Below are 21,118 nucleotides of genomic sequence, written 5' to 3'. Positions count from 1 at the left end.
TTTATTCCTTTACCCAGTTATTGGCAAAATCGCAGTCCCTGTTGTCTTCGTTTACGCTAATATAGGTATCCTCTATATGCTCGTCCATCCATTTTTTAATGGCTTTGTACTGCTTTTCGGTTTTTGCCAATTGTTGGATCTTAATATAATCCTTAGAAAAATCGGCTACATGCTCATCATAACGGTTGGTAACCTTTAAGATTTTATATTTAGGACCGCCACCTCTTGGATCTTCCTCCAATAAAGGATATGAAATTTCATCATCCTTAAGGTTCCGTACTTGGTTGTACAATGTTGGATCCATTTTTGTTAACTCAAACCTAGAATCAAAATTGGTAGGGTTTCTTAAAAGGCCACCATCAAACTTCGTTTCTTTTTCATCCGAAAAATTAAGGGCTGCCTGAGCAAAGGTATACTTACCTTCCATAATATGCTTACGAATAGTATCTAACTCCTGCTTTACCTCATCCAAAGCGGTTTGAGATATTTTAGGTTGTATCAAGATATGACGTAAATCCAATTCTTGCCCTCTAATTTTTTCAATATAGATAATATGATACCCAAATTGAGTCTCAAAAGGTTCAGAAACCTCGCCTTCCGCCAAACTGAAAGCTACATCCTTAAATGTCTTATCAAACCCGGTATCCTTAGTTATACTATAAAAACCACCTTTTGACTTTGAACCTGGATCTTGTGAATATAAAATAGCCTTTACGCTAAAGCTTGCATCGTTATCCTCTACATCTGCCTTTATCTCGTTAAGTTTATCCAAGACATCCTGAACTTCCTTTTCTGTAGGTTTTGGAGATTTCACGATTTGTGCTATTTCCATTTCCGCACCAAAAACAGGACGTTCATCTTCCGGAATTTTATTAAAAAACTGACGAACCTCTTCTGGTGTAATTTCAATTTTCTCAACAATACTGGATTGCATCTTTTCGGAAAGCATTCTCAGTTTATTAATTTTATTGATATCCTCACGTAAACTGGCCTCATCTTCTTTTTTGTAGAACTTCAACAGTTTCTCCATAGAGCCTGTCTGTTGCACGAAAGACTGAATCTGACGATCAGTAGTAGCCGCAATCTCATCATCCGAAACCAAAAGACTATCCTGCACGGCCTGGTGGGCATATAAACGGTCTTCCATTAATTTACCTAAAAGTCCGCAACGGGTAACATCCGCAGTTGAAACTCCTTGGCTTTTTAAATCAATAAGGGTTTTTTCTATATCAGATTCTAGGATAACATAGTCCCCTACAACTGCAGAAATACCATCTAGCTTAATTTTTTTAAAGTTTGTAGGCTTAACCGAATCCATTTCCGCACTAGCCTCAGCATCCATAGCTGGTTCTGTAACTTCTTCTTGACTTTCGGTAACTTCTTCAGTTTCTTGAGCAACAGCACTTCCCGCAATCAAGAAGCAACCCAAAATGGCAATATACTTATTCACCTTGCTCGTAAACTTCAAATTCTTTTTCTTTAATAGCCTCATCTATAATTTCTGTTTCCAGTTTTCGTAAATAATCGAGTTTTCTTCTACTTAGCAAAACCTGCTTAATGGTAGGTTCAATAAAAGATAGTGGAGCGACGTCATTAACATCTAGAACATCGGTAACCTTTGCCAAATATACCCCGTTTGCATCCTCCAACTCAAAAAATTGTGATTTTTTTAGGTGTTTATCGGCATTTTCAAAGGTAAGTGGTGGTATTTCCTCAATAATTCTAGTGGCACTTACCCATATAGAATCGTTAAAGTTTAATTTCTTGAACTGTACCCCAATAGAATCCAAATAACTAATATCGTCCTTTTTAAAACGTTTTAGTTTACTTATCACATCGTCCTTATTCAAAAATTGAGTAGGTAACTCTACAAACCTAAGTTTCACAATTTTTTCCTTCAATTTAAAATTTTCCTTCTCCCGCTCATAGAATCCGTTCAATTGAGAAGCGCTTATTACAGTATCTCCATCTTGTTGCACCAATGCTTCTTTATACGCTCTGGTATACAAATCCGTACGATAATCCGAAACCAGAACATCGTATGCCGCTAGTTTCTCTTCGGGAAGGTTAATTTTTGCCTTTTCCAGCAACAACTGTTTAGAAGCCCAATTGTTAATATAGTTGGTTACGAATGAAGCACTATCTTCCTTAGAAATACCTTTGGCCAACAATTTGGCCACATCTTCGCGATATAAATAGTTTTCACCAACACGTGCTAAATATCCAGGTTCATCTTTCGCCAAAAAAGAACCGCAGCCCACAAAAAGGGATAAAGTTGCCATAACGGCCCAGCAACGAACCAGATAGCACAATGGTGTTATTTTTAATCTCATGGGGCAAAAATAGCAATTCCGTTACGGTAGGCAATAGACCACTAGGCTCTTAACAGACTTTTTAATTTCAGTTGTAATCCTATACCTACACATTTCACTTTGTTTATATAAATTTACTTGAATGAAAGACTATTGTTAGTTGCAACCATATTACTTTTACCCTTTCGTAGCTTTAATTAGTTTAAAAAATTAGTCCCGAATTATAGTGAAAAACTTAAATTGAGGATTCCTGTTAATCATCCACAGTAGATAGAATACAAATTTTATGAGTAGAAAAATAAAATTGATATGGGATTTTAGAGGTCCAGCCGCACAAAAAACTGCAGAACATCACGTTATCCATCTAAAGGAGTTTATTGCCCTAGAAAAAACCAATCTTAATATTACCGGTTCCCAGGATTTTAACGAAATGCACAGTATAGCCTTTATGGTGGTAGATGAGACCGAAATGATATCCGTTAGAGATGCCCTTAAACCCCATAGAGGAGAAGTGTATGTTGAACCGGCCCAGAACTAGGTCGTAACACCAAGTATTATAAAATGTATTGAAGCTCATGTACAATAAGTTTGCCTTTATAACCCTAAGTCTCGTACTCCTTTTTTCCTGTGCACCCAAAAAAGAAGAAAAAGTAGGAGACCCGCTAATGGCAATACTAAACTCCGACTCTCCAAAAATACGGCGAGTAATGGACCACCTAAACGAGCATGAAGTTCAGATACGGTATACTCAAATCAATAGAAAAGGGAACCAAGTTTACTTTGATGATTTTGATTTTCAAGTAGATTCAAACAACTACTTCTACCCTGCCAGCACTGTAAAATTCCCCACGGCAGTAGTAGCTCTTGAGCAATTGAACCAGATGGATTCCCTTGACCTTGATACGCGTTTTTACGTTGAAGGCGATTCTGTGGAAACGACTTTTTCAGAAGCTATCTCACAAATATTCGCAGTAAGCGATAACGATGCAAATAACAGGTTGATTGAATTTTTAGGGCAGGATTCTATTAATGCAATTCTTAAAAGAAAAGGTGTTTCTCCTGTTCGCATATGGCAAAGACTGGGCAATGGAGAAGAAAATACCGCCACAAAACCATTAATTGTTTATGAGAACGACAGCACTACGTATATGCTGCCCTCCACCATTAACACCTTTCCCAAAGCTCTAGAAATAAATCATATAAAAAAGGGAACAGGTTTTTACGAAGACGATTCCCTTATGGTTGAACCATTTGATTTCAGCTTAAAGAATTATTACCCCATTGAAGCTCAAAGTTCTCTTTTAAAGCGAATCATTTTTCCCGAAAAATTTGACAAGAACGAACGTTTTAATTTGAGCGACAAACAACACCACTTCTTAATGACCGCTATGCGTACCGTGCCAAGAAATGCGGGTTACAACGCCACGGACTTCTATGATGGGTATTGTAAGTTTTTCATGTATGGAGATACCAAAGAAAACATTCCGAACCACATTGAAATCTACAACAAGGTGGGTTTTGCTTATGGCACTTTAACCGACTGCGCTTACATTAAGGATACTATTAACAATGTGGAATTTATGATTACCGCCACCGTATTGGTCAATTCAAATGGGGTCTTTAACGACAATACTTATGAATATGATGCTATTGGCATTCCGTTTCTAGCCGAGCTAGGTAGGCAACTTTATAGTTTTGAACTGAACAGAAAGCAGTAAACGCTACCCGGTATCCAAGTAGTCGTTTCCCGGTTCTAAATTAGGACTCATATCCTCTTATATCTTAGCTTCCTATCAATAAATCATTTCATCTTCCGTTATATAGGTTAGTCCTGTTGCTTTATATTTTCTATTGGGACAACAAAAAGGAACCACAACATGTCCAATCACCAAGACCGAATTGACCAGTTAAACCTAAAACTTGAACTACTTCTAAGTAAACAAGAGGGTTTTGCCAAGGAACTGATGGCACTTTACCAAGAAATTGAAGGCCTAAAAAAACTGCGTCCTGACCAACTGGCCAAAGAACAAGTAATTCCCGAACCCGTTCAGGAAGTTAGTACGGTTCCAGAACCTACAAATACTGAACAACAACAAATAATTCAGGAAACGTCTGAACCTGTTATTGAACCTCCTATTGCCCGGCCAGAGGTTCCAAAAAAAATAAAAAAGCCAAAAGGCAAATCCAATCTTGAGAAGTTTATTGGAGAAAACCTCATCAATAAAATTGGTATTGCTATAACCGTAATTGGTGTAGCCATTGGCGCTAAATATTCCATCGAAAACGAATTAATAAGCCCGCTTACCCGAATCATACTAGGATATTTAGCAGGGTTAAGTCTTATAGGCTTTGGAATAAAGTTAAAGGCCGAATATGAAAATTATAGTGCCGTACTAGTAAGCGGCGCCTTGGCCATTCTTTATTTCATAACCTTTGCCGCTTACAGTTTTTATGGCTTGTTTCCGCAATTAATGGCGTTTGCTTTAATGCTTATTTTTACCATTTTTGGGGTTGTAGCAGCCCTAAATTATAACAAACAAGTCATTGCTCATATTGGACTCGTTGGCGCTTATGCCGTACCTTTTTTACTAAGTAACGATTCTGGAAGCGCCGCTACGTTATTCGCATATATGGCCTGCATTAACATAGGAATCCTGGTCATTTCCTTAAAAAAATATTGGAAGCTTCTTTTCTATTCCGCCTTTTCCTTTACCTATCTTATTTATAGTTCATGGATGATTTTCTCCTACACAACAGAAGATCATTTTACCATGGCATTCATATATTTAACCGTTTTCTTCGTTATATTTTATGCTACGTTTTTAGCGTATAAGGTAATTAAAAAAGAAAAATTCCTAAAGAGCGATATTGTATTACTGCTCTTAAATTCATTTATTTTCTATGGTCTGGGATATAGTCTTTTATCCAACCACGAAACCGGTAAGGACCTCCTTGGAGTTTTTACATTAACGAACGCTATTGTACACTTTATAGTAAGTGCCATACTCTTCAAGAAAAAACTGGCAGACCGTAACCTCTTTCATCTAGTTGCGGGGCTTGTTCTTGTATTCATTACAATTGCCATACCCGTTCAATTAGATGGTAATTGGGTTACCTTGTTATGGACATTACAGGCCACATTGTTATTCTATATTGGCCGGACCAAGAAGGTTTCGTTTTATGAGCACCTCTCCTACCCGCTTATGTTTTTGGCTCTTCTTAGTCTTACCGAAGATTGGGGCGCTGGCTATAGCAATTACTTTTCAAAAACGGATATAACCCCTATTTTCAATAGCTACTTTTTAACCTCAATGCTATTTCTTGTTGCTTTTGGTTTCATTAATTGGATAAATCAAAAACACAGATTTACACCAAATGAAAAACCTGCTTCCAAGCTACCATTGGTCATGTCATTTGTTATACCAATTATTTTACTGTTCGTTTCTTATATGTCCCTTTTTCTAGAAATAGAACAGTATTGGAACTCCATGTTTGCAGCATCGGAAGTAGAACTAAAACCAGATGATACGTATAGTTATAGTGAGTACAATTATGACTTAAACGACTTTAGTAGTATTTGGCTTTTTAATTACACTTTTTTATTCCTAAGCATCATTGCCTTTGCGAACATCAAAAAAATTAAAAATAGAATATTGGGCCTAAGCACTTTGATTACGGGTGTAGCCGCTAGTCTGTTTTTTCTAACTGCAGGATTGTACTTACTAAGTGAACTACGCGAAAGCTATATAGACCGTGCACTTTCCGAATATTACGAAATTGGCGTAATGAACATTGCCCTACGTTATATATCATTTGCATTTTTTGCGCTTTTATGGATTGCCCTCATAAAACTCTCTAAACGTACTTTTATGAATATCAATCTAAAAATACCCATTGAAATAATAACTCATATTTCAATCCTTTGGATCCTTAGCAGCGAGCTGTTAAATTGGATGGACCTTGCCGGCTCCGACCAATCCTACAAATTAGCTTTAAGTATTCTCTGGGGCGTATATGCACTGTTCCTTATTGCACTTGGAATCAATAAGCAGCGAAAGTACCTGCGCATTGGCGCCATTTCTCTATTTGGCGTTACATTGGCCAAATTGTTTCTCTATGACATAGCATCACTTAATACCATCTCTAAGACCATTGTTTTTGTTTCGTTAGGTGTACTGTTACTAATCATCTCATTTCTCTACAATAAATACAAAAATGTTATTTCGGATGAACCTGAAAAATAAAATTCTTTTTTTCTTTGGATTGTGGTCTTGTACTATGGCTTTCGGGCAGCTTTCTACGTATGAATACCAACAAGAACTAAACGGTATTTCAGAAGAATGGCAAACAATTGCTTTACCCAATCACGTATTTCACAACACCAAAGATGACCTTTCCGATATTCGTATTTATGGCGTTACCGAGACGGACACCATAGAAGCTCCCTATATGCTAAAGGTTACTTCCGAAAAAAACAACAAAAAAGAAATCGCCTTTAAACCGCTTAATACGGCGTCTACCAAAATTGGGTATTACTTTACCTATGAAGTTCCTACTACGGAGGCTATCAATAAAATTGATTTAAAATTTAATGAAACCAATTTTAACTGGCATATTGTTCTAGAAGGAAGTCAAACCCAAAATGAGTGGTTCAAAATCCTAGATGATTATCGCATTTTATCCATCCAAAACAACCAGACCAGTTATACATACAGTACTTTAACTTTTCCCGAATCCAAGTACAAATATTATCGGCTATTGGTCAAAAGTGATGAAAACCCCAAACTACAAAAGGCCATAATAAGTTTGGACGGTTCCGTTGATGCTTTATACAACACCTACCCTATTACTTTTATGAATATAGACCAAAAAGGTAAGGAGACCATCATAGATATAGATTTGAACCAAAGATTGCCCATTAGTTTTCTAAAACTAAAAGTAGCGGACAAAATAGATTACTACCGTTCTGTGAAACTTCAATATATATCCGATAGTATTCAAACCGAGAAAGGCATAAAATATACTTACAGAAACTTGTTTAACGGAACTCTAGCATCTGTAGATACCACAGGTTTTAAATTTGCCAGTACGCTAGCGGAAAAGCTAAGAATCACCATTCAGAACAACGATAATGAAGCATTGGAGATAGAATCCGCAATCGCAAAAGGGTATGCACATACATTATTGGCCCGTTTTTCTACCGAGGCGGATTATTACTTGGTCTACGGCAACAAAAAGGCGCATAGCCCCAAATATGATATTCAGCAGATAACACATTCCATTCCACCGCATGCACCTACTTTAAAATTGGGGGATATCCATAAAATCAAAAAAACTAAACAAGCTTCAAAAAGTCCTCTTTTTGAAAACAAACTATGGTTATGGTTAGTTATGGGAACCATAATAGTGGTTTTAGGTTGGTTTACCTTAAGAATGATGGCGAAGCGTTAAAAAGAACCCGTATAAACTTCGCATCAAAAAAAACTTGTTAGCATACCATTTTAGAATCCTGTAAATTTGCATTTCTAAAAGAGAAAAGCGTGCAAGAACCCAAACAGACCCGAATTAACAAATACCTAAGTGAAGTTGGCTATTGCTCGCGTCGTGCAGCGGATAAACTCATAGACCAAGGCAGGGTCACCATTAACGGAAAAGTACCGGAAATGGGCACAAAAATTACCGAAGGAGACGAGGTGAGAGTAGATGGCAAATTAATTTCGGAACCCCAGGAGAAACCCGTTTATATTGCCTTTAACAAACCTATTGGTATTGTCTGCACTACAGATACTAGAGTTGAAAAGGATAATATAATTGACTATATTAATTATCCTAAACGTATTTTTCCTATTGGCAGATTGGATAAACCTAGTGAAGGTCTTATCTTTTTGACCAACGATGGAGACATTGTAAACAAAATTCTTCGTGCCCGAAACCACCATGAAAAAGAATATCTGGTAACCGTAGACCGGGCCATTACTTCTGATTTTATAGAGCGAATGCAAAATGGCGTGCCCATTTTAGATACCGTAACACGAAAATGCAAGGTAGAGCAGATTGGCAAATATGAATTCAAGATTATACTTACCCAAGGTCTGAACAGACAAATTAGACGTATGTGCGAGTATTTGGACTACAACGTCCAGAGGCTGAAACGAATACGTATCATGAACGTAAAATTAGATGTTCCAGTCGGCAAATGGAGAGACCTTACAGATACGGAATTGGAAGAAATAAACAGACTCGTATCCTCTTCGTCAAAAACGCACTTCTAGATTAGTTCCTCTCTTTTCAAGCGGTCCGTTCCATTGACATTTTTGTGTTATAAAGCTGAAACCTGTAATTTAAGTTACTCGCTGGAGACTAAACCAACACTATAATTTAAGTTGATTTTAGAACATGTATTTAACTAAAAATCATTAACTTAGAGAGAATAAAAAAAGAATACGCCCTCAAAATATAATGTCATGATACCAAAACAGAAAAAGAACACTCAAAAACTTGCAGTTGCGGTACTGTTAACTATGCTCCTGAGCATGGTAATCGGTCCCCACAAGGCTTCGGCTTTCTTTCAGGACAACACGGAGCAAGAAATAGAATATAACCTTTACAAAGGGGAAGTCATTGATTCCAAAACAAAAAAACCGTTGGTGTTTGCTTCGCTGGCCATAGAGGAATCCAATATTAGCACTATAACCAATACAGAAGGAGAATTCTCTTTAAAAATCCCCAAGGATGTTTCCAATGCAAATGTTATAGTTTCTTTCTTAGGTTACAGTACCAAGACCATACCTTTAACTCAGCTCAACAAAGAGAAGAATAGAATTATAATGAATACTTCGGTTACGGAACTACCCGAAGTTAATATTGCGGTTCCCAAAAATGCAGAAGAGCTGGTACGCGAAGTACTTAAAAAGAAAGGCGAAAATTATTTTGATGACCCTACGTTAATGACCGCTTTCTATAGGGAAACTATAAAAAAACGCAGAAAAAATGTCTCCCTTTCTGAGGCTGTGGTAAATATTTACAAAACACCCTACAACTCCTTTAAAATAGATGGTGTAAAGCTATACAAGGCTAGAAAAAGTACGGACTACGACAAATTGGACACCGTGGCCCTTAAGCTACAAGGCGGCCCTTTTAATGCACTTTTTGTTGACATCATGAAATATCCTGAATATATTTTCTCTCAGGAAACACTAGACCATTATGTATTTAAATTTGACCATTCTACGCGGGTAAACGACAAACTAGTATATGTCATCAATTTTGAACAGAGTACACAGGTCATAGACCCTCTGTACAAGGGTAAACTTTATATTGATGCAGAGAACAAGATTCTTACCAGTGCCATATACAGTCTTAATATTACGGATAAAGATTTGGCGGCAAAGTTATTCGTTCGCAGAAAGCCGAGAAACGCACAGGTATGGCCCACAGATGTTGCCTATCGGGTAGATTATCGTGAAAAAAACGGGAAATGGTATTATAGCTACAGTAACGTTCTGTTAGAATTTAAAATCAATTGGGACAAACGCCTCTTTAATTCGGTTTATAGTATGACGTGTGAAATGGCCGTTACAGACTGGAAGAAAAATTTGGTCACCGAATTTCCCAAAGCCAAGGATAGAATTAAAACATCCATTATTTTAAGCGATGAGGCCATTGGTTTTGCGGATCCTGATTTTTGGGGCCAATACAATATCATAGAACCTGAAAAATCTATTGAGTCCGCCATAAAAAAAATACAACGGCAATTACGAAGAGCCAATGCAGAAGGCGGTACCTCAACACCTTAAGAGCTAAGCAATACTTTATTTATAAAATCGGCCAAATGGCCGATTTTTTTTATGATTCTGTTTAAATTCATACCATCAAACCCAAGCATATGGCCAATAGAAGACAATTTATAGGTACAGCAGTAAGTGCCTCAGCAGCGGCATTACTACCAAATTTAGGCAGAGCTAACCTCATTTCTTCTCAAGCACCTGTTTTAATAAAACCTAAAAGACTAAAAAAAGGAGATACCATCGGTTTAATAGCTCCTGGTTACGCCATTCATTCTTCAGTGCTGGAAGAAGCAAAAAAGACCTTAAGGTCTATGGGTTTCAAACCCTACCATACCAATCGTGTTTTAGGCAACTACGGCTATTTGAGCAATACAGATGAGGAGCGAGCAACGGACCTAAACGAAATGTTCTCCAACCCCAAAATTAATGGCATCTTGTGTGCAAGAGGTGGTTATGGCTGTACTCGTATCATGAAAATGATAGATTATGAAAATATCGTAAGGAACCCTAAAACCTTTATTGGTTTTAGTGATATTACCGCATTGCTTAACGGTATTCACCAAAAAACGGGACTAGTTACATTTCATGGGCCCGTGGGCTCCACGTTAAACGACCCGTACAGCATTCGTCAACTAGAAAACGTTGTCATGTTTCCTAAAGAAAAATTAGAAATAGAGAATATAAAACTTCTGAAACCTGAATTGACCACCAATCCGGAGTTTGAGCGTTATACTATTACAGAAGGCAGTGCCACAGGAAAAATTGTTGGCGGAAGCTTAACCCTTATTAACGCCTTAATTGGCACTGCAGATGAAATAGACTTTACAGATGCCATAGTCTGTATTGAAGATGTAGAAGAAGCTCCATATCGTATAGACCGAATGCTCACTCAGTTGATAGAAGGCAAGACGTTCAATAAAGCGGCAGGTATTCTATTTGGCGTTTGCGCCGGTTGCAACGAGTCTACCAATCCAATTTCATTTTCCTTAAAAGAAGTCATCATGGACCGAATCAAACCACTAGGGATTCCGGCGATGTACGGCATGAGTTTTGGTCACATAGAAAACAACTTTACATTTCCAATTGGAACCAAAGCTGCTATGAATGCTACAACAATGAAATTTCAACTTTTGGAAAAGGCCGTTTTGTAATTCCACAAAAAAATAAGGCAGACAAGAAATACCATGTAGCTTTCTAGTCTGCCTTGTTCTTATAAAGCTTATGTATATAGTTAATTAGCTACTTCACTAATAAATTTTAACCGGTATAAGCGTAGCTCTTCGTCTTCGTAGTCACCATCAAATTCTTTCATAGCTTCTTCCAAGTCATCGGTTTCGGCCTCCAAGAAATAATCGTGAATTTCTTCTTGCTGGTCTTCGTCCAACACCTCATCAATCCAATAATCAAGATTCAATTTTGTTCCGCTAAAGACAATCTGTTCCATCTCTTTAATAAGTTGAGGAATCTCAATTCCCTTTGCCGATGCAATATCACTTAATGGAAGTTTTCGGTCTACATTCTGGATAATGTACAACTTAAGAGCAGAATTTGCTCCAGTACTTTTTACCACCAAATCGTCTGGTCGTATGATTTCGTTTTCCTCAACATAACTAGCAATGAACGAAACAAACGGTTTTCCGTACTTTTTAGCTTTCCCTTCTCCTACACCGTAAATGGTGGTAAGTTCTTCTAGGGAAATAGGATATTTCATGGCCATATCCTCTAAGGATGGATCCTGAAACACCACAAATGGAGGAACACCAAGCTTATCTGCCTGGCTTTTACGCAAATCCTTTAACTGCTTTAGCAATTTTTCATCTGAAACACCTGCTTTTGCCGCACTCACAATGGCGTCGTTCCCTTCTTGCGTATACGTATGGTCTACGGTCATCATAAAGGACTCAGGAGACTTTAAATACGCTTTTCCCTTCTCCGTTACATGTAAAATTCCGTATTGTTCAATTTCCTTTTTAAGGAGACCAGCAACTAAGGTCTGGCGTATAAGTGCCATCCAGTACTCTTTATCTTTATCGGAACCAATACCAAACTCTTCCTTTTCATCGGTCTTGTGCGATGTTATCAAAGCGTTCACCTTTCCTAAAAGAGTACGTACGATTTCTTTGGATTTAAACTTTTCATGGGTAGCCTTTACCACCTTAATAAGTTTAACAACATCTTCCTTGGCCTCTTGTTTTTCTTTTGGGTTTCTGGTATTATCATCCATATCGGCCCCATCCCCATTAATTTCATCAAATTCTTCCCCAAAATAATGGAGCATGAATTTTCTGCGAGACATAGAGGTTTCCGCATATGCCACAACTTCTTGCAAAAGAGCATTACCAATTTCCTGTTCTGCAACAGGCTTATTGGACATGAATTTTTCAAGTTTCTCTATATCCTTGTATGAGTAAAAAGCCAGACAATGCCCCTCACCGTCATCTCTACCTGCCCTACCCGTTTCCTGATAGTAACTTTCAATACTTTTAGGTATGTCATGGTGAATTACAAAACGTACATCCGGTTTATCTATACCCATTCCAAAAGCAATGGTAGCAACTACAACATCTACATCCTCCATCAAGAACATATCTTGATATTTTGACCGAGTCTTTGCATCAAAACCGGCATGATAAGGAACAGCACTAACCCCGTTTACCTGAAGCACCTGCGCTAACTCCTCTACGCGCTTTCTGCTCAAACAATAGATAATACCTGATTTCCCTGTATTTTTCTTTACAAAACGGATAATATCCGAATCTACGTTGGCGGTTTTTGGCCGTACCTCGTAGAAAAGATTGGGTCTATTGAACGAAGCTTTAAACGTAGTGGCGTCCGTTATACCAAGATTCTTAATAATATCTTCTTGAACTTTTGGAGTTGCTGTTGCCGTAAGCGCTATTATTGGAATACCGTCATCCAATCTATTGACTATAGTCCTTAAATTTCTGTATTCCGGTCTAAAATCATGGCCCCATTCAGAAATACAATGTGCCTCATCTACCGCAACAAAGGACAAGTTTACAGATTGAAGAAATTCTATATATTCCTCTTTTGTTAAAGATTCCGGAGCAACATAAAGTAGTTTCGTTACACCGTTCGTAATATCCTGTTTTACCTGCCGTACCTCCGTTTTTGTCAAAGAGGAATTAAGTACATGGGCTATACCATGTTCCGAAGATATACCTCTAATAGCGTCTACCTGATTTTTCATTAAAGCGATCAAAGGAGAAACCACAATGGCCGTTCCTTCCTTCATTAAGGCCGGAAGTTGAAAACATAGTGACTTACCGCCACCTGTAGGCATAATCGCAAACGTGTTGTTTCCTTCCAAAAGACTGGTTACAACACCTTCCTGTAGACCTTTAAACTCAGAAAAACCGAAATATTTTTTTAACGAGACATGCAATTCAGTTTTTTTCAAAACATTATTATCTTTTGCCATATCTCGTAAAAAACTTTAGGTAATTGTATCTTAATTGCTGAAATATCATACTTTTCGTTGCGGGGGACTCTAATTTAGTCAAAATATATTTAAGGGTATTAAATTAGCTATACGCCAAGATTATGTAATTTTGTAATCTTAAATATAAAACAAAGTTTTAGAAACTATTCCGGTTTTAGGATAGTTTTATTCAAAACGAGCGTATTTGTCGATTATAAGCACATAAAAACAATAGAATCTTAACCCTTTTCATAGTTTGAACAATAGCAAATCTATTCTTGCCGTAGCCAAAAAAACGATAGAAACCGAAAGTGCTTCCATACTCCATTTAAGCACTTTACTAAACGAAGATTTCTCGGATGCGGTTAATTGCATTCTTGAGTCCAAAGGAAGAGTTATTGTTTCCGGGATCGGCAAAAGCGCCATAATTGCCTCTAAAATTACAGCTACCTTAAATTCTACCGGTACACCCGCCATTTTCATGCATGCAGGTGATGCCATTCATGGAGACCTAGGAACCATTCAAGAAGATGATGTTGTCATATGCATCTCCAATAGCGGTAACACTCCAGAAATAAAAATGTTGGTTCCGCTTATCAAAAGAGGAACCAACAAATTAATTGCCATGACCGGTAATACCGAGTCCTATTTGGCAAAAGAAGCGCACTTTGTTCTGAACACCTATGTAGAAAAAGAAGCCTGCCCAAACAATTTAGCACCTACCACGAGTACTAGTGCCCAACTTGTAATAGGAGATGCGCTTGCTATTTGCCTACTTAAATTGAAAGGGTTCAGCAGTAAGGATTTCGCAAAATACCACCCTGGAGGCTCGTTAGGCAAACGTTTGTACCTTAGGGTTACGGACATTGTTGGGGCCAATCAAAAACCTCAAGTAGACGTTAATGCCGAGGTCAAAAAGGTTATTGTAGAAATTTCTGAAAAGATGTTGGGCGTTACTGCTGTTACTGATGGCGATGAGCTAGTTGGCATTGTAACAGATGGCGATATTAGACGCATGCTGAACAAGTACGATAATATTAGTGGACTCACTGCAAAAGATATAATGAGTAAAAACCCCAAGACCATTCCGGTAGATGTTTTGGCAATTGAAGCCTTAGAGCTCATGCAAGAAAAAGGCATCTCACAATTATTGGGTGTAGAGGGTAAAAAATACGTGGGTGTTGTACATTTGCACAACTTGATCAACGAAGGTATATTATAATGGCAAAGCAAAATACGAAGTCCCCAGACGAAATGTCGTTTTTAGACCACTTAGAAGAACTAAGATGGCATTTGATACGATCGGTCCTTGCCGTAGTAATATTGGCTTCAGTGGCGTTCGTTATGAGTCGTTTCATCTTTGACACTATTATTTTTGGGCCTTCAAAAATGGATTTCCCAACTTACAGGTTCTTCTGTGATATAGCCACTTCATTAGGGTTTGATTCCGCATTCTGTGCTGAAAAACTCCCATTCACCATACAGAGCCGTACTATGGGCGGGCAGTTCTCCGCAGATATTTGGACGGCAATCTGGGTAGGTTTTATAGTTGGTTTCCCATACGTTCTTTATGAACTTTGGAAGTTTATTAGCCCAGGGCTTCACCCTAACGAAAGAAAACATTCAAGAGGCTTTATTTTAATTGCCTCCTTTCTCTTTTTTATGGGCGTACTTTTTGGGTATTATGTGGTAGCCCCCTTATCCATTAACTTTTTGGGCACCTATCAGGTCAGCGAGATTGTCCTAAACGAATTTGACCTTGACTCCTATATTAGCACAGTAAGATCCGCTGTAATAGCCTGTGGGGTTCTTTTTGAACTGCCCATTATTATCTACTTCCTGACCAAAGTAGGCTTGGTTACCCCTGAAATAATGAAAAAATACAGAAAGATAGCCCTAGTTGTGGTATTGATTCTTTCTGCAGTAATTACCCCTCCCGATGTAGCTAGTCAGATTATTGTAGCTGTACCAGTCCTTGTATTATACCAAGTCAGTATTTATATTTCAAAAATAGTATTGAAAAACGAGGCTAAAAGAGAGAGAAAAGCAAAGGAAAAAGGGTTAAAGAAAAGGTAAACGTAAGGCTATTTAAAAAGTTTCCCGTTTCTTTATTTTTTTGATGGCCATTAATTTTGGTCTCAGGACCCAAAAAACACGAAACCTCTAAGATGAAATTAAGAGCTGAAAATATAATGAAGGCCTACCGTGGCCGGAAAGTTGTAAAGGGTATTTCTTTGGAAGTAAACCAAGGAGAAATCATTGGTCTGCTTGGTCCTAACGGGGCAGGAAAAACCACCTCTTTCTACATGATCGTAGGTCTCGTTAAGCCAAATGGCGGCAACATATATCTAGATGGCACGGACATTACCAACTTTCCTATGTATAAAAGAGCCCAGAATGGAATAGGGTACTTAGCGCAAGAGGCATCTGTTTTTAGGAAGTTAAGTATTGAAAAGAATATTCTTAGCGTACTACAACTTACCAAACTCAGCAAAAAGGAGCAACTAATGAAAATGGAGTCGCTTATTGAAGAATTTAGTTTGGGCCATATTCGCAAAAGTCGAGGCGATTTACTTTCCGGTGGTGAACGTAGACGTACCGAAATAGCTCGAGCCCTGGCCACCGACCCAAAATTTATTCTGCTGGATGAACCTTTTGCCGGTGTAGATCCTGTAGCGGTTGAAGATATTCAACGTATTGTAGCCCAGTTAAAAGACAAAAATATTGGCATTCTTATTACCGATCATAACGTACAGGAAACTTTGGCCATTACAGAAAGATCGTATCTAATGTTTGAAGGCGGTATCTTAAAATCGGGGATTCCAGAAGATTTGGCCGCAGATGAAATGGTACGTAAAGTTTACTTAGGCCAGAACTTTGAACTTCGTAAAAAGAAGTTGGATTTCTAGCATTAGTTTTTCTTTGCCGATAAGTTGGATACCAATGAGGCAGCCACATAGAAAACGATTATAAGCGGCACGGCCAAGACCCTTAAGGCTATGAGAAGCGCCACACTCACAATTAGAAAAATGTAACGCACTGCATTGTCCTTAAAACTCCAAGTTTTGAATTTAAGGGCGAATAGTTCAATATTAGCATTCAACAAATACGTGCTTAAGAAGGTTATAAAGATTAAAAACCAAGGATTAAGTATGAATTCGCTTAACGCTTCGTTTTCATGATATTGCAATATTAAAGCCAAAGAAAGGATTAATAAGGCATTGGCTGGCGTTGGCAATCCAACGAAAGACGAAACCTGATTCTCGTCAATATTAAACTTTGCCAATCTATAAGCGGAGCCTAGGGTAATAAGAAAACCGATCAACGGAACAAAATCCGTTAAATAAAGAAAAGAAAAAGAGGCACCATCACCACTGTACCAACCGCCGCTCATGGCCATTTTAAGCAATTGGAACATAACAATTCCGGGAACAAGACCACTCGTTATCATATCGGCCAAAGAATCTAGCTGCACACCCAGTTCACTTTGCACATTCAAAACCCTTGCTGCCAGGCCATCAAAAAAATCAAAGAAGATTCCTAAAAAAACAAATAGAGCCGCCATTTCAAGCTGGTTTGACACTGCAAAGACGGCAGCGACACATCCACAAAAAACGTTCAACAGCGTAATGAAATTAGGAATATATTTTTTCATGAAATCATTTGATTTGCGGTAAAAATAACACAATTTAACATCAATCAGGTCAGACCATAATTTATTCGGATATTTGCGCAACAAAATTCAGTAAAAAACAGAAATGCAATTGAAAAAAATACTCCTCCTATTACTTTTCGGCTTTTCGATTTTGGGCATGGCCCAAGCGCCTGAATTGACTCCCCTATCCAAAATAAGTGTTATAACTTGTGGCCCAGGTAGTGAACTTTATTCAACATTTGGACATAGTGCCGTTCGCGTAGAAGATTCCAGTTTAGGAATAAATGCCATATACAACTATGGCACTTTTGACTTTACCACGCCCAATTTTTACATGAAGTTTGCCCGTGGAAAACTGGATTATACACTTGCAAGGCAAAGTTTTCCTTACTTCCTTAAGGAATATGAGTATGAAAATAGATGGGTAAAAAGTCAAGAATTAAAACTTGACCTTGCCGAACGCCAACAACTCTTTAATTTTTTGGAAACTAATTACCTTCCGGAAAATAGGGATTATAAATATGATTTTTTCTACAACAATTGCGCTACAAAAATTTGGGATATCCTAAAAGAAGTATACGGAGATAAGCTCGTTTTTGACAAAAACTTCCAGCAACAGCTATATTCACATCGCCAGTTGATAAGGCAGAAGGTTAAAATAAATTCATGGTCCGGTTTTGGAATTGATTTAGCCCTAGGTTCTGTCATAGATGATGTTGCTACACCAAAAGAACACATGTTCTTGCCAGATTACATAATGAAACAACTAGATGTTGCTCAATTAAACGGGGAACCCTTGGTAGCTAAATCAAAAACTTTACTGGACGCCAAACCTGCGGATAATGGCTCTAGTTTCTTTTTTTCTCCTGAACTGTGGCTTATTGTTATTTTGATCATTATACTGGTTTTAACTTATTTTGATTTTAAGAACAACACCCGTAGAAGATGGTTAGACTTTACGCTCTTTTTTACCACAGGATTAATAGGCTTACTTATCATTTTCTTATGGTTCTTTACAGACCATAGTGCCACTGCCGGTAACTTTAACATATTATGGGCCTTCCCTCCCAACCTAATCATTGCCTTTGTAGTTGCTCAAAAGAGAGGACCTAATTGGGTGGCCAAGTATGCTATTTTTCTAGCTGCTTTAATTGTAGTGTCCGGCGTTTTATGGACCTTGGGCATTCAACTTTTTTCGCCCTTAATATTGGCTATCTGGGCAGCCCTTATTGCACGATATTTATTTTTATTCTGGTCATATCACAAGCCAAAAATCGCATAATTGCATGAACTTACTTACTGTAGAGAATATTTCAAAATCATATGGAGAGCGTGTCTTGTTCCAAGACCTTTCCTTTGGTATCAATAAAGGCCAGAAAATTGCTTTAATCGCCAAAAATGGTACGGGCAAGACTTCCATCTTAAATATAATGTCCGGATTGGACAGCCCGGATTCCGGGCAAGTAAACTACCGCAAAGATATTCGTGTCTCATTTTTAGACCAAGAACCGGACCTAGACCCAAAATTAACGGTAGAACAAACCATTTTTGCTTCGGACAATGAAATACTTCAGGTCATAAACGCCTATGAGAAAGCGCTTCAAAACCCTGAAGACGCAGATGCATACCAAATTGCTTTTGAAGCAATGGACCGTTTTAACGCTTGGGATTTTGAGACCCTTTACAAACAAATCCTTTTTAAGCTAAAATTAGATAACCTAGACGCCAACGTGGGGCTGCTCTCGGGAGGTCAAAAAAAGCGTTTGGCCTTAGCGGATGCTCTTATCAACAAACCGGACTTACTGGTTCTTGATGAACCTACCAATCACTTGGACCTTGAAATGATTGAATGGTTGGAAGAATATTTTGCCAGGGAAAACATGAGTTTGTTTATGGTTACGCACGACCGTTATTTTTTAGAACGGGTCTGTAATGAAATCATAGAATTAGATAACGGCCAGCTCTACCCCTATAAAGGCAACTATTCTTACTATCTAGAAAAAAAAGAGGCCCGTATTGAGCAAGAGGCCACTGAACAGCATAAATCCGAACGTTTGTTCAAAAAAGAGCTGGAGTGGATGCGAAGACAACCCAAGGCGCGTACCACTAAATCAAAATCTAGAATAGATGATTTTAGCACCATAAAGGAAAAAGCCAGCCAACGCAGAAAGGAGCACCAGGTTCAGCTTGAAATTAATATGGAGCGTGTAGGAAGTAAAATTCTGGAACTACACAAATTAGTAAAATCATATCCTAACAAGCCTATTCTAGATAAGTTTGACTATACTTTTACCAAAGGAGAACGCATAGGTATAATTGGAAAAAATGGAACCGGAAAATCTACCTTCTTAAATATTGTAACCGGATCGGACCAACCTGATGCCGGTAAAGTAATAGTTGGCGACACTATTAAATTTGGATATTACACCCAAAAGGGAATAACCATAAAAGAGGGGCAGAAAGTAATAGATGTAATTCGTGACTTTGGTGATTTTATCCCACTTATGAAAGGGAGACAGATTTCTGCACAACAGCTATTGGAGCGTTTTCTTTTTGACAGAAAGAAACAATATGATTTTGTTGAGAAATTAAGCGGAGGCGAAAGAAAACGACTTTACCTATGTACTATTCTGATTCAGAATCCTAATTTCCTTATTCTTGATGAACCTACCAATGATTTGGATATTGTAACCTTAAACGTACTTGAAAGTTTTCTTTTAGACTTTCCCGGATGTTTGATAGTGGTTTCTCACGACCGTTATTTTATGGACAAAATTGTAGATCATCTCTTTGTTTTTAGAGGGAATGCCGTTATTGAGGATTTCCCTGGAAACTACTCAGATTTTAGAACTTATGAAGACAGTAAAGTTTTAGAGGTACGTGAAGAAAAAGCCGCAACAAAAGAAACAGCGAGCAAAAACGACGCTAAACAAAACAACTCAAAAAACAAACTCTCTTATTTAGAACAAAAGGAATATAGAAATTTAGAAAAGGACATCCAGAAACTGGAGGCTAAAAAAGTGCAAGTGCAAAACAAATTTGCCGATAGTTCCCTTAGCGGTGAGGAAATAGATAAATTATCCATAGACTTAAAAGAGGTTAATGAGGCTATTGAAGCCAAAACAGAGCGTTGGTTCGAGCTTTCCGCACAAATGGAGGAATAATCGTAATTATAAAATATAGCGCTAGTGGTCTTTTCTAATTATAAAATCACAAACGGTTTTTCGTGCAAAAATTCCTGAAACACATAACTTTCTTGTTTTCCGCAACCAATGAACATGGGGTGCACTCCCCTTTTGTTTATAGTTACGTAACAAAGTGCCTGTACGGAAAAAAGAAGTTCAGCAGGTTAAAATCCATAAATGTTCTTTGTAAGAGCATCGCCTATTTCAAAACCAAACGAATTATGTTTTTAGATGATTCCGGTAAGGTTGAAGAGATTGTTCAAAGTCATTTTCAGCATATAGAAAAGTCCTCTACAAATACGAATATGGTCTACTTTTCCAAAACCAACTTGAATAAGGTAATTAACCTTCTAGCGGAGAAAAAAATCGCTCACAATAACACCATGTTTTTATTGGATGACATATATGAATCAGCTGAAAACGAAGCCATTTGGAAAGCTGTGAAAAATCATAAAAATGTTACTGTAACGGTAGATATGTTTTATTGCGGCGCGGTTTTCTTTAGAAAAGAACAGGCCAAAGAGCATTTTAAGATTCGGATTTAAACGCTTATTTTAGATTAAATTGCAATTATGTACAACAATACAATTTATATAATCCTAGGGGTCGTAGCGGTAATATACGTTCTCATATCCATGACCAATCGCCGGAAATCCAAAGATCGGAAATCACGGAAATTCATGGGCAATTATGAACGGAATGAAAGGACCAAAAAAGAGGAAAAAGAATAGAATCAA

At 37.8% G+C, this 21,118-nt stretch carries 18 protein-coding genes; 14 read left to right on the top strand and 4 right to left on the bottom strand.

Going from position 1 to position 21,118, the window contains the following annotated elements:
* Position 1 precedes the first annotated feature (1 nt).
* Both H9565_RS18245 and H9565_RS18240 read right to left on the bottom strand, forming a co-directional pair.
* Positions 2–1,492, bottom strand: a complete 1,491-nt coding sequence (locus tag H9565_RS18245; protein WP_215441816.1) for a peptidylprolyl isomerase — start codon at positions 1,490–1,492, stop codon at positions 2–4.
* On the bottom strand, positions 1,443–2,333 hold the full coding sequence (locus H9565_RS18240) for a peptidyl-prolyl cis-trans isomerase (RefSeq protein WP_215441815.1): 891 nt from the start codon (positions 2,331–2,333) through the stop codon (positions 1,443–1,445). The genes H9565_RS18245 and H9565_RS18240 overlap by 50 nt, the downstream gene beginning before the upstream one ends.
* A 265-nt stretch (positions 2,334–2,598) precedes the next feature.
* On the opposite strand from H9565_RS18240, the gene H9565_RS18235 reads away from it, so the two are divergent.
* From H9565_RS18235 to H9565_RS18205, 7 genes are all read left to right on the top strand, one after another.
* Positions 2,599–2,850 (top strand): hypothetical protein, encoded by a 252-nt coding sequence (locus H9565_RS18235; protein WP_215441814.1) that lies wholly within the window; start codon positions 2,599–2,601, stop codon positions 2,848–2,850.
* Positions 2,851–2,887: 37 nt separating this feature from the next.
* Entirely contained in the window at positions 2,888–4,030 is a 1,143-nt protein-coding gene (locus tag H9565_RS18230; RefSeq protein ID WP_215441813.1) for a serine hydrolase, read from the top strand.
* A gap of 159 nt (positions 4,031–4,189) precedes the next feature.
* A complete protein-coding gene (locus H9565_RS18225) occupies positions 4,190–6,556 on the top strand; it encodes a DUF2339 domain-containing protein (protein WP_215441812.1) in 2,367 nt (788 codons plus the stop codon).
* Positions 6,540–7,763 carry a DUF3999 family protein gene (locus tag H9565_RS18220; protein ID WP_215441811.1) on the top strand — a complete coding sequence of 408 codons (1,224 nt, stop codon included), beginning with the start codon at positions 6,540–6,542 and terminating at the stop codon, positions 7,761–7,763. Before H9565_RS18225 ends, H9565_RS18220 begins: the two co-directional genes overlap by 17 nt.
* A gap of 89 nt (positions 7,764–7,852) precedes the next feature.
* A complete protein-coding gene (gene rluF / locus H9565_RS18215) occupies positions 7,853–8,584 on the top strand; it encodes a 23S rRNA pseudouridine(2604) synthase RluF (protein WP_215441810.1) in 732 nt (243 codons plus the stop codon).
* Between the two features lie 192 nt (positions 8,585–8,776).
* Entirely contained in the window at positions 8,777–10,108 is a 1,332-nt protein-coding gene (locus H9565_RS18210; protein WP_246560793.1) for a carboxypeptidase-like regulatory domain-containing protein, read from the top strand.
* Positions 10,109–10,197: 89 nt separating this feature from the next.
* Positions 10,198–11,250, top strand: a complete 1,053-nt coding sequence (locus H9565_RS18205; protein WP_215441809.1) for a S66 peptidase family protein — start codon at positions 10,198–10,200, stop codon at positions 11,248–11,250.
* 80 nt (positions 11,251–11,330) lie between these two features.
* Here H9565_RS18205 and recQ read toward each other — a convergent pair whose 3' ends face one another.
* Positions 11,331–13,541: a DNA helicase RecQ gene (gene recQ / locus H9565_RS18200; RefSeq protein WP_215441808.1), complete on the bottom strand. Its 2,211-nt coding sequence runs from the start codon at positions 13,539–13,541 to the stop codon at positions 11,331–11,333.
* Positions 13,542–13,797: 256 nt separating this feature from the next.
* Here recQ and H9565_RS18195 point away from each other — a divergent pair, with 256 nt between their 5' ends.
* From H9565_RS18195 to lptB, 3 genes are all read left to right on the top strand, one after another.
* The gene (locus tag H9565_RS18195) at positions 13,798–14,763 is read left to right on the top strand and encodes a KpsF/GutQ family sugar-phosphate isomerase (RefSeq protein WP_215441807.1); all 966 of its coding nucleotides are present in this window, start codon (positions 13,798–13,800) and stop codon (positions 14,761–14,763) included.
* The gene (gene tatC / locus H9565_RS18190) at positions 14,763–15,617 is read left to right on the top strand and encodes a twin-arginine translocase subunit TatC (RefSeq protein ID WP_215441806.1); all 855 of its coding nucleotides are present in this window, start codon (positions 14,763–14,765) and stop codon (positions 15,615–15,617) included. The genes H9565_RS18195 and tatC overlap by 1 nt, the downstream gene beginning before the upstream one ends.
* A 92-nt stretch (positions 15,618–15,709) precedes the next feature.
* The gene (gene lptB / locus H9565_RS18185; RefSeq protein ID WP_194524294.1) at positions 15,710–16,450 is read left to right on the top strand and encodes an LPS export ABC transporter ATP-binding protein; all 741 of its coding nucleotides are present in this window, start codon (positions 15,710–15,712) and stop codon (positions 16,448–16,450) included.
* 2 nt (positions 16,451–16,452) lie between these two features.
* Here the strand turns inward: lptB and H9565_RS18180 are convergent, their stop codons facing one another.
* Positions 16,453–17,196, bottom strand: a complete 744-nt coding sequence (locus H9565_RS18180; RefSeq protein ID WP_215441805.1) for a CDP-alcohol phosphatidyltransferase family protein — start codon at positions 17,194–17,196, stop codon at positions 16,453–16,455.
* Between the two features lie 103 nt (positions 17,197–17,299).
* Between H9565_RS18180 and H9565_RS18175 the strand changes: the two genes are divergently transcribed.
* From H9565_RS18175 to H9565_RS18160, 4 genes are all read left to right on the top strand, one after another.
* Positions 17,300–18,478: an Lnb N-terminal periplasmic domain-containing protein gene (locus H9565_RS18175; protein ID WP_215441804.1), complete on the top strand. Its 1,179-nt coding sequence runs from the start codon at positions 17,300–17,302 to the stop codon at positions 18,476–18,478.
* Positions 18,479–18,482: 4 nt separating this feature from the next.
* A complete protein-coding gene (locus H9565_RS18170) occupies positions 18,483–20,360 on the top strand; it encodes an ABC-F family ATP-binding cassette domain-containing protein (RefSeq protein WP_215441803.1) in 1,878 nt (625 codons plus the stop codon).
* A 62-nt stretch (positions 20,361–20,422) separates the two neighbouring features.
* Positions 20,423–20,926 (top strand): hypothetical protein, encoded by a 504-nt coding sequence (locus H9565_RS18165; RefSeq protein WP_215441802.1) that lies wholly within the window; start codon positions 20,423–20,425, stop codon positions 20,924–20,926.
* Positions 20,927–20,953: 27 nt separating this feature from the next.
* A complete protein-coding gene (locus H9565_RS18160) occupies positions 20,954–21,112 on the top strand; it encodes a hypothetical protein (protein WP_215441801.1) in 159 nt (52 codons plus the stop codon).
* Positions 21,113–21,118: the final 6 nt, after the last annotated feature.

The sequence above is a fragment of the Zobellia russellii genome, assembly GCF_018728565.1.
Classification (GTDB): domain Bacteria; phylum Bacteroidota; class Bacteroidia; order Flavobacteriales; family Flavobacteriaceae; genus Zobellia; species Zobellia russellii.
Note: the sequence above shows the minus strand (reverse complement) of the source record. Positions and strands in the feature narration are given on the sequence as shown.

Coding starts and splice junctions, on each gene's coding strand:
- lptB (WP_194524294.1), top strand. CDS start 15,710: ATGAAATTAAGAGCTGAAAATATAATGAAGGCCTACCGTGGCCGGAAA.
- recQ (WP_215441808.1), bottom strand. CDS start 13,541: ATGGCAAAAGATAATAATGTTTTGAAAAAAACTGAATTGCATGTCTCG.
- H9565_RS18180 (WP_215441805.1), bottom strand. CDS start 17,196: ATGAAAAAATATATTCCTAATTTCATTACGCTGTTGAACGTTTTTTGT.
- tatC (WP_215441806.1), top strand. CDS start 14,763: ATGGCAAAGCAAAATACGAAGTCCCCAGACGAAATGTCGTTTTTAGAC.
- H9565_RS18230 (WP_215441813.1), top strand. CDS start 2,888: ATGTACAATAAGTTTGCCTTTATAACCCTAAGTCTCGTACTCCTTTTT.
- H9565_RS18210 (WP_246560793.1), top strand. CDS start 8,777: ATGATACCAAAACAGAAAAAGAACACTCAAAAACTTGCAGTTGCGGTA.
- H9565_RS18245 (WP_215441816.1), bottom strand. CDS start 1,492: ATGAGGCTATTAAAGAAAAAGAATTTGAAGTTTACGAGCAAGGTGAAT.
- H9565_RS18175 (WP_215441804.1), top strand. CDS start 17,300: ATGCAATTGAAAAAAATACTCCTCCTATTACTTTTCGGCTTTTCGATT.
- H9565_RS18220 (WP_215441811.1), top strand. CDS start 6,540: ATGAACCTGAAAAATAAAATTCTTTTTTTCTTTGGATTGTGGTCTTGT.
- H9565_RS18235 (WP_215441814.1), top strand. CDS start 2,599: ATGAGTAGAAAAATAAAATTGATATGGGATTTTAGAGGTCCAGCCGCA.
- H9565_RS18170 (WP_215441803.1), top strand. CDS start 18,483: ATGAACTTACTTACTGTAGAGAATATTTCAAAATCATATGGAGAGCGT.
- H9565_RS18240 (WP_215441815.1), bottom strand. CDS start 2,333: ATGAGATTAAAAATAACACCATTGTGCTATCTGGTTCGTTGCTGGGCC.
- H9565_RS18205 (WP_215441809.1), top strand. CDS start 10,198: ATGGCCAATAGAAGACAATTTATAGGTACAGCAGTAAGTGCCTCAGCA.
- H9565_RS18160 (WP_215441801.1), top strand. CDS start 20,954: ATGTACAACAATACAATTTATATAATCCTAGGGGTCGTAGCGGTAATA.
- H9565_RS18225 (WP_215441812.1), top strand. CDS start 4,190: ATGTCCAATCACCAAGACCGAATTGACCAGTTAAACCTAAAACTTGAA.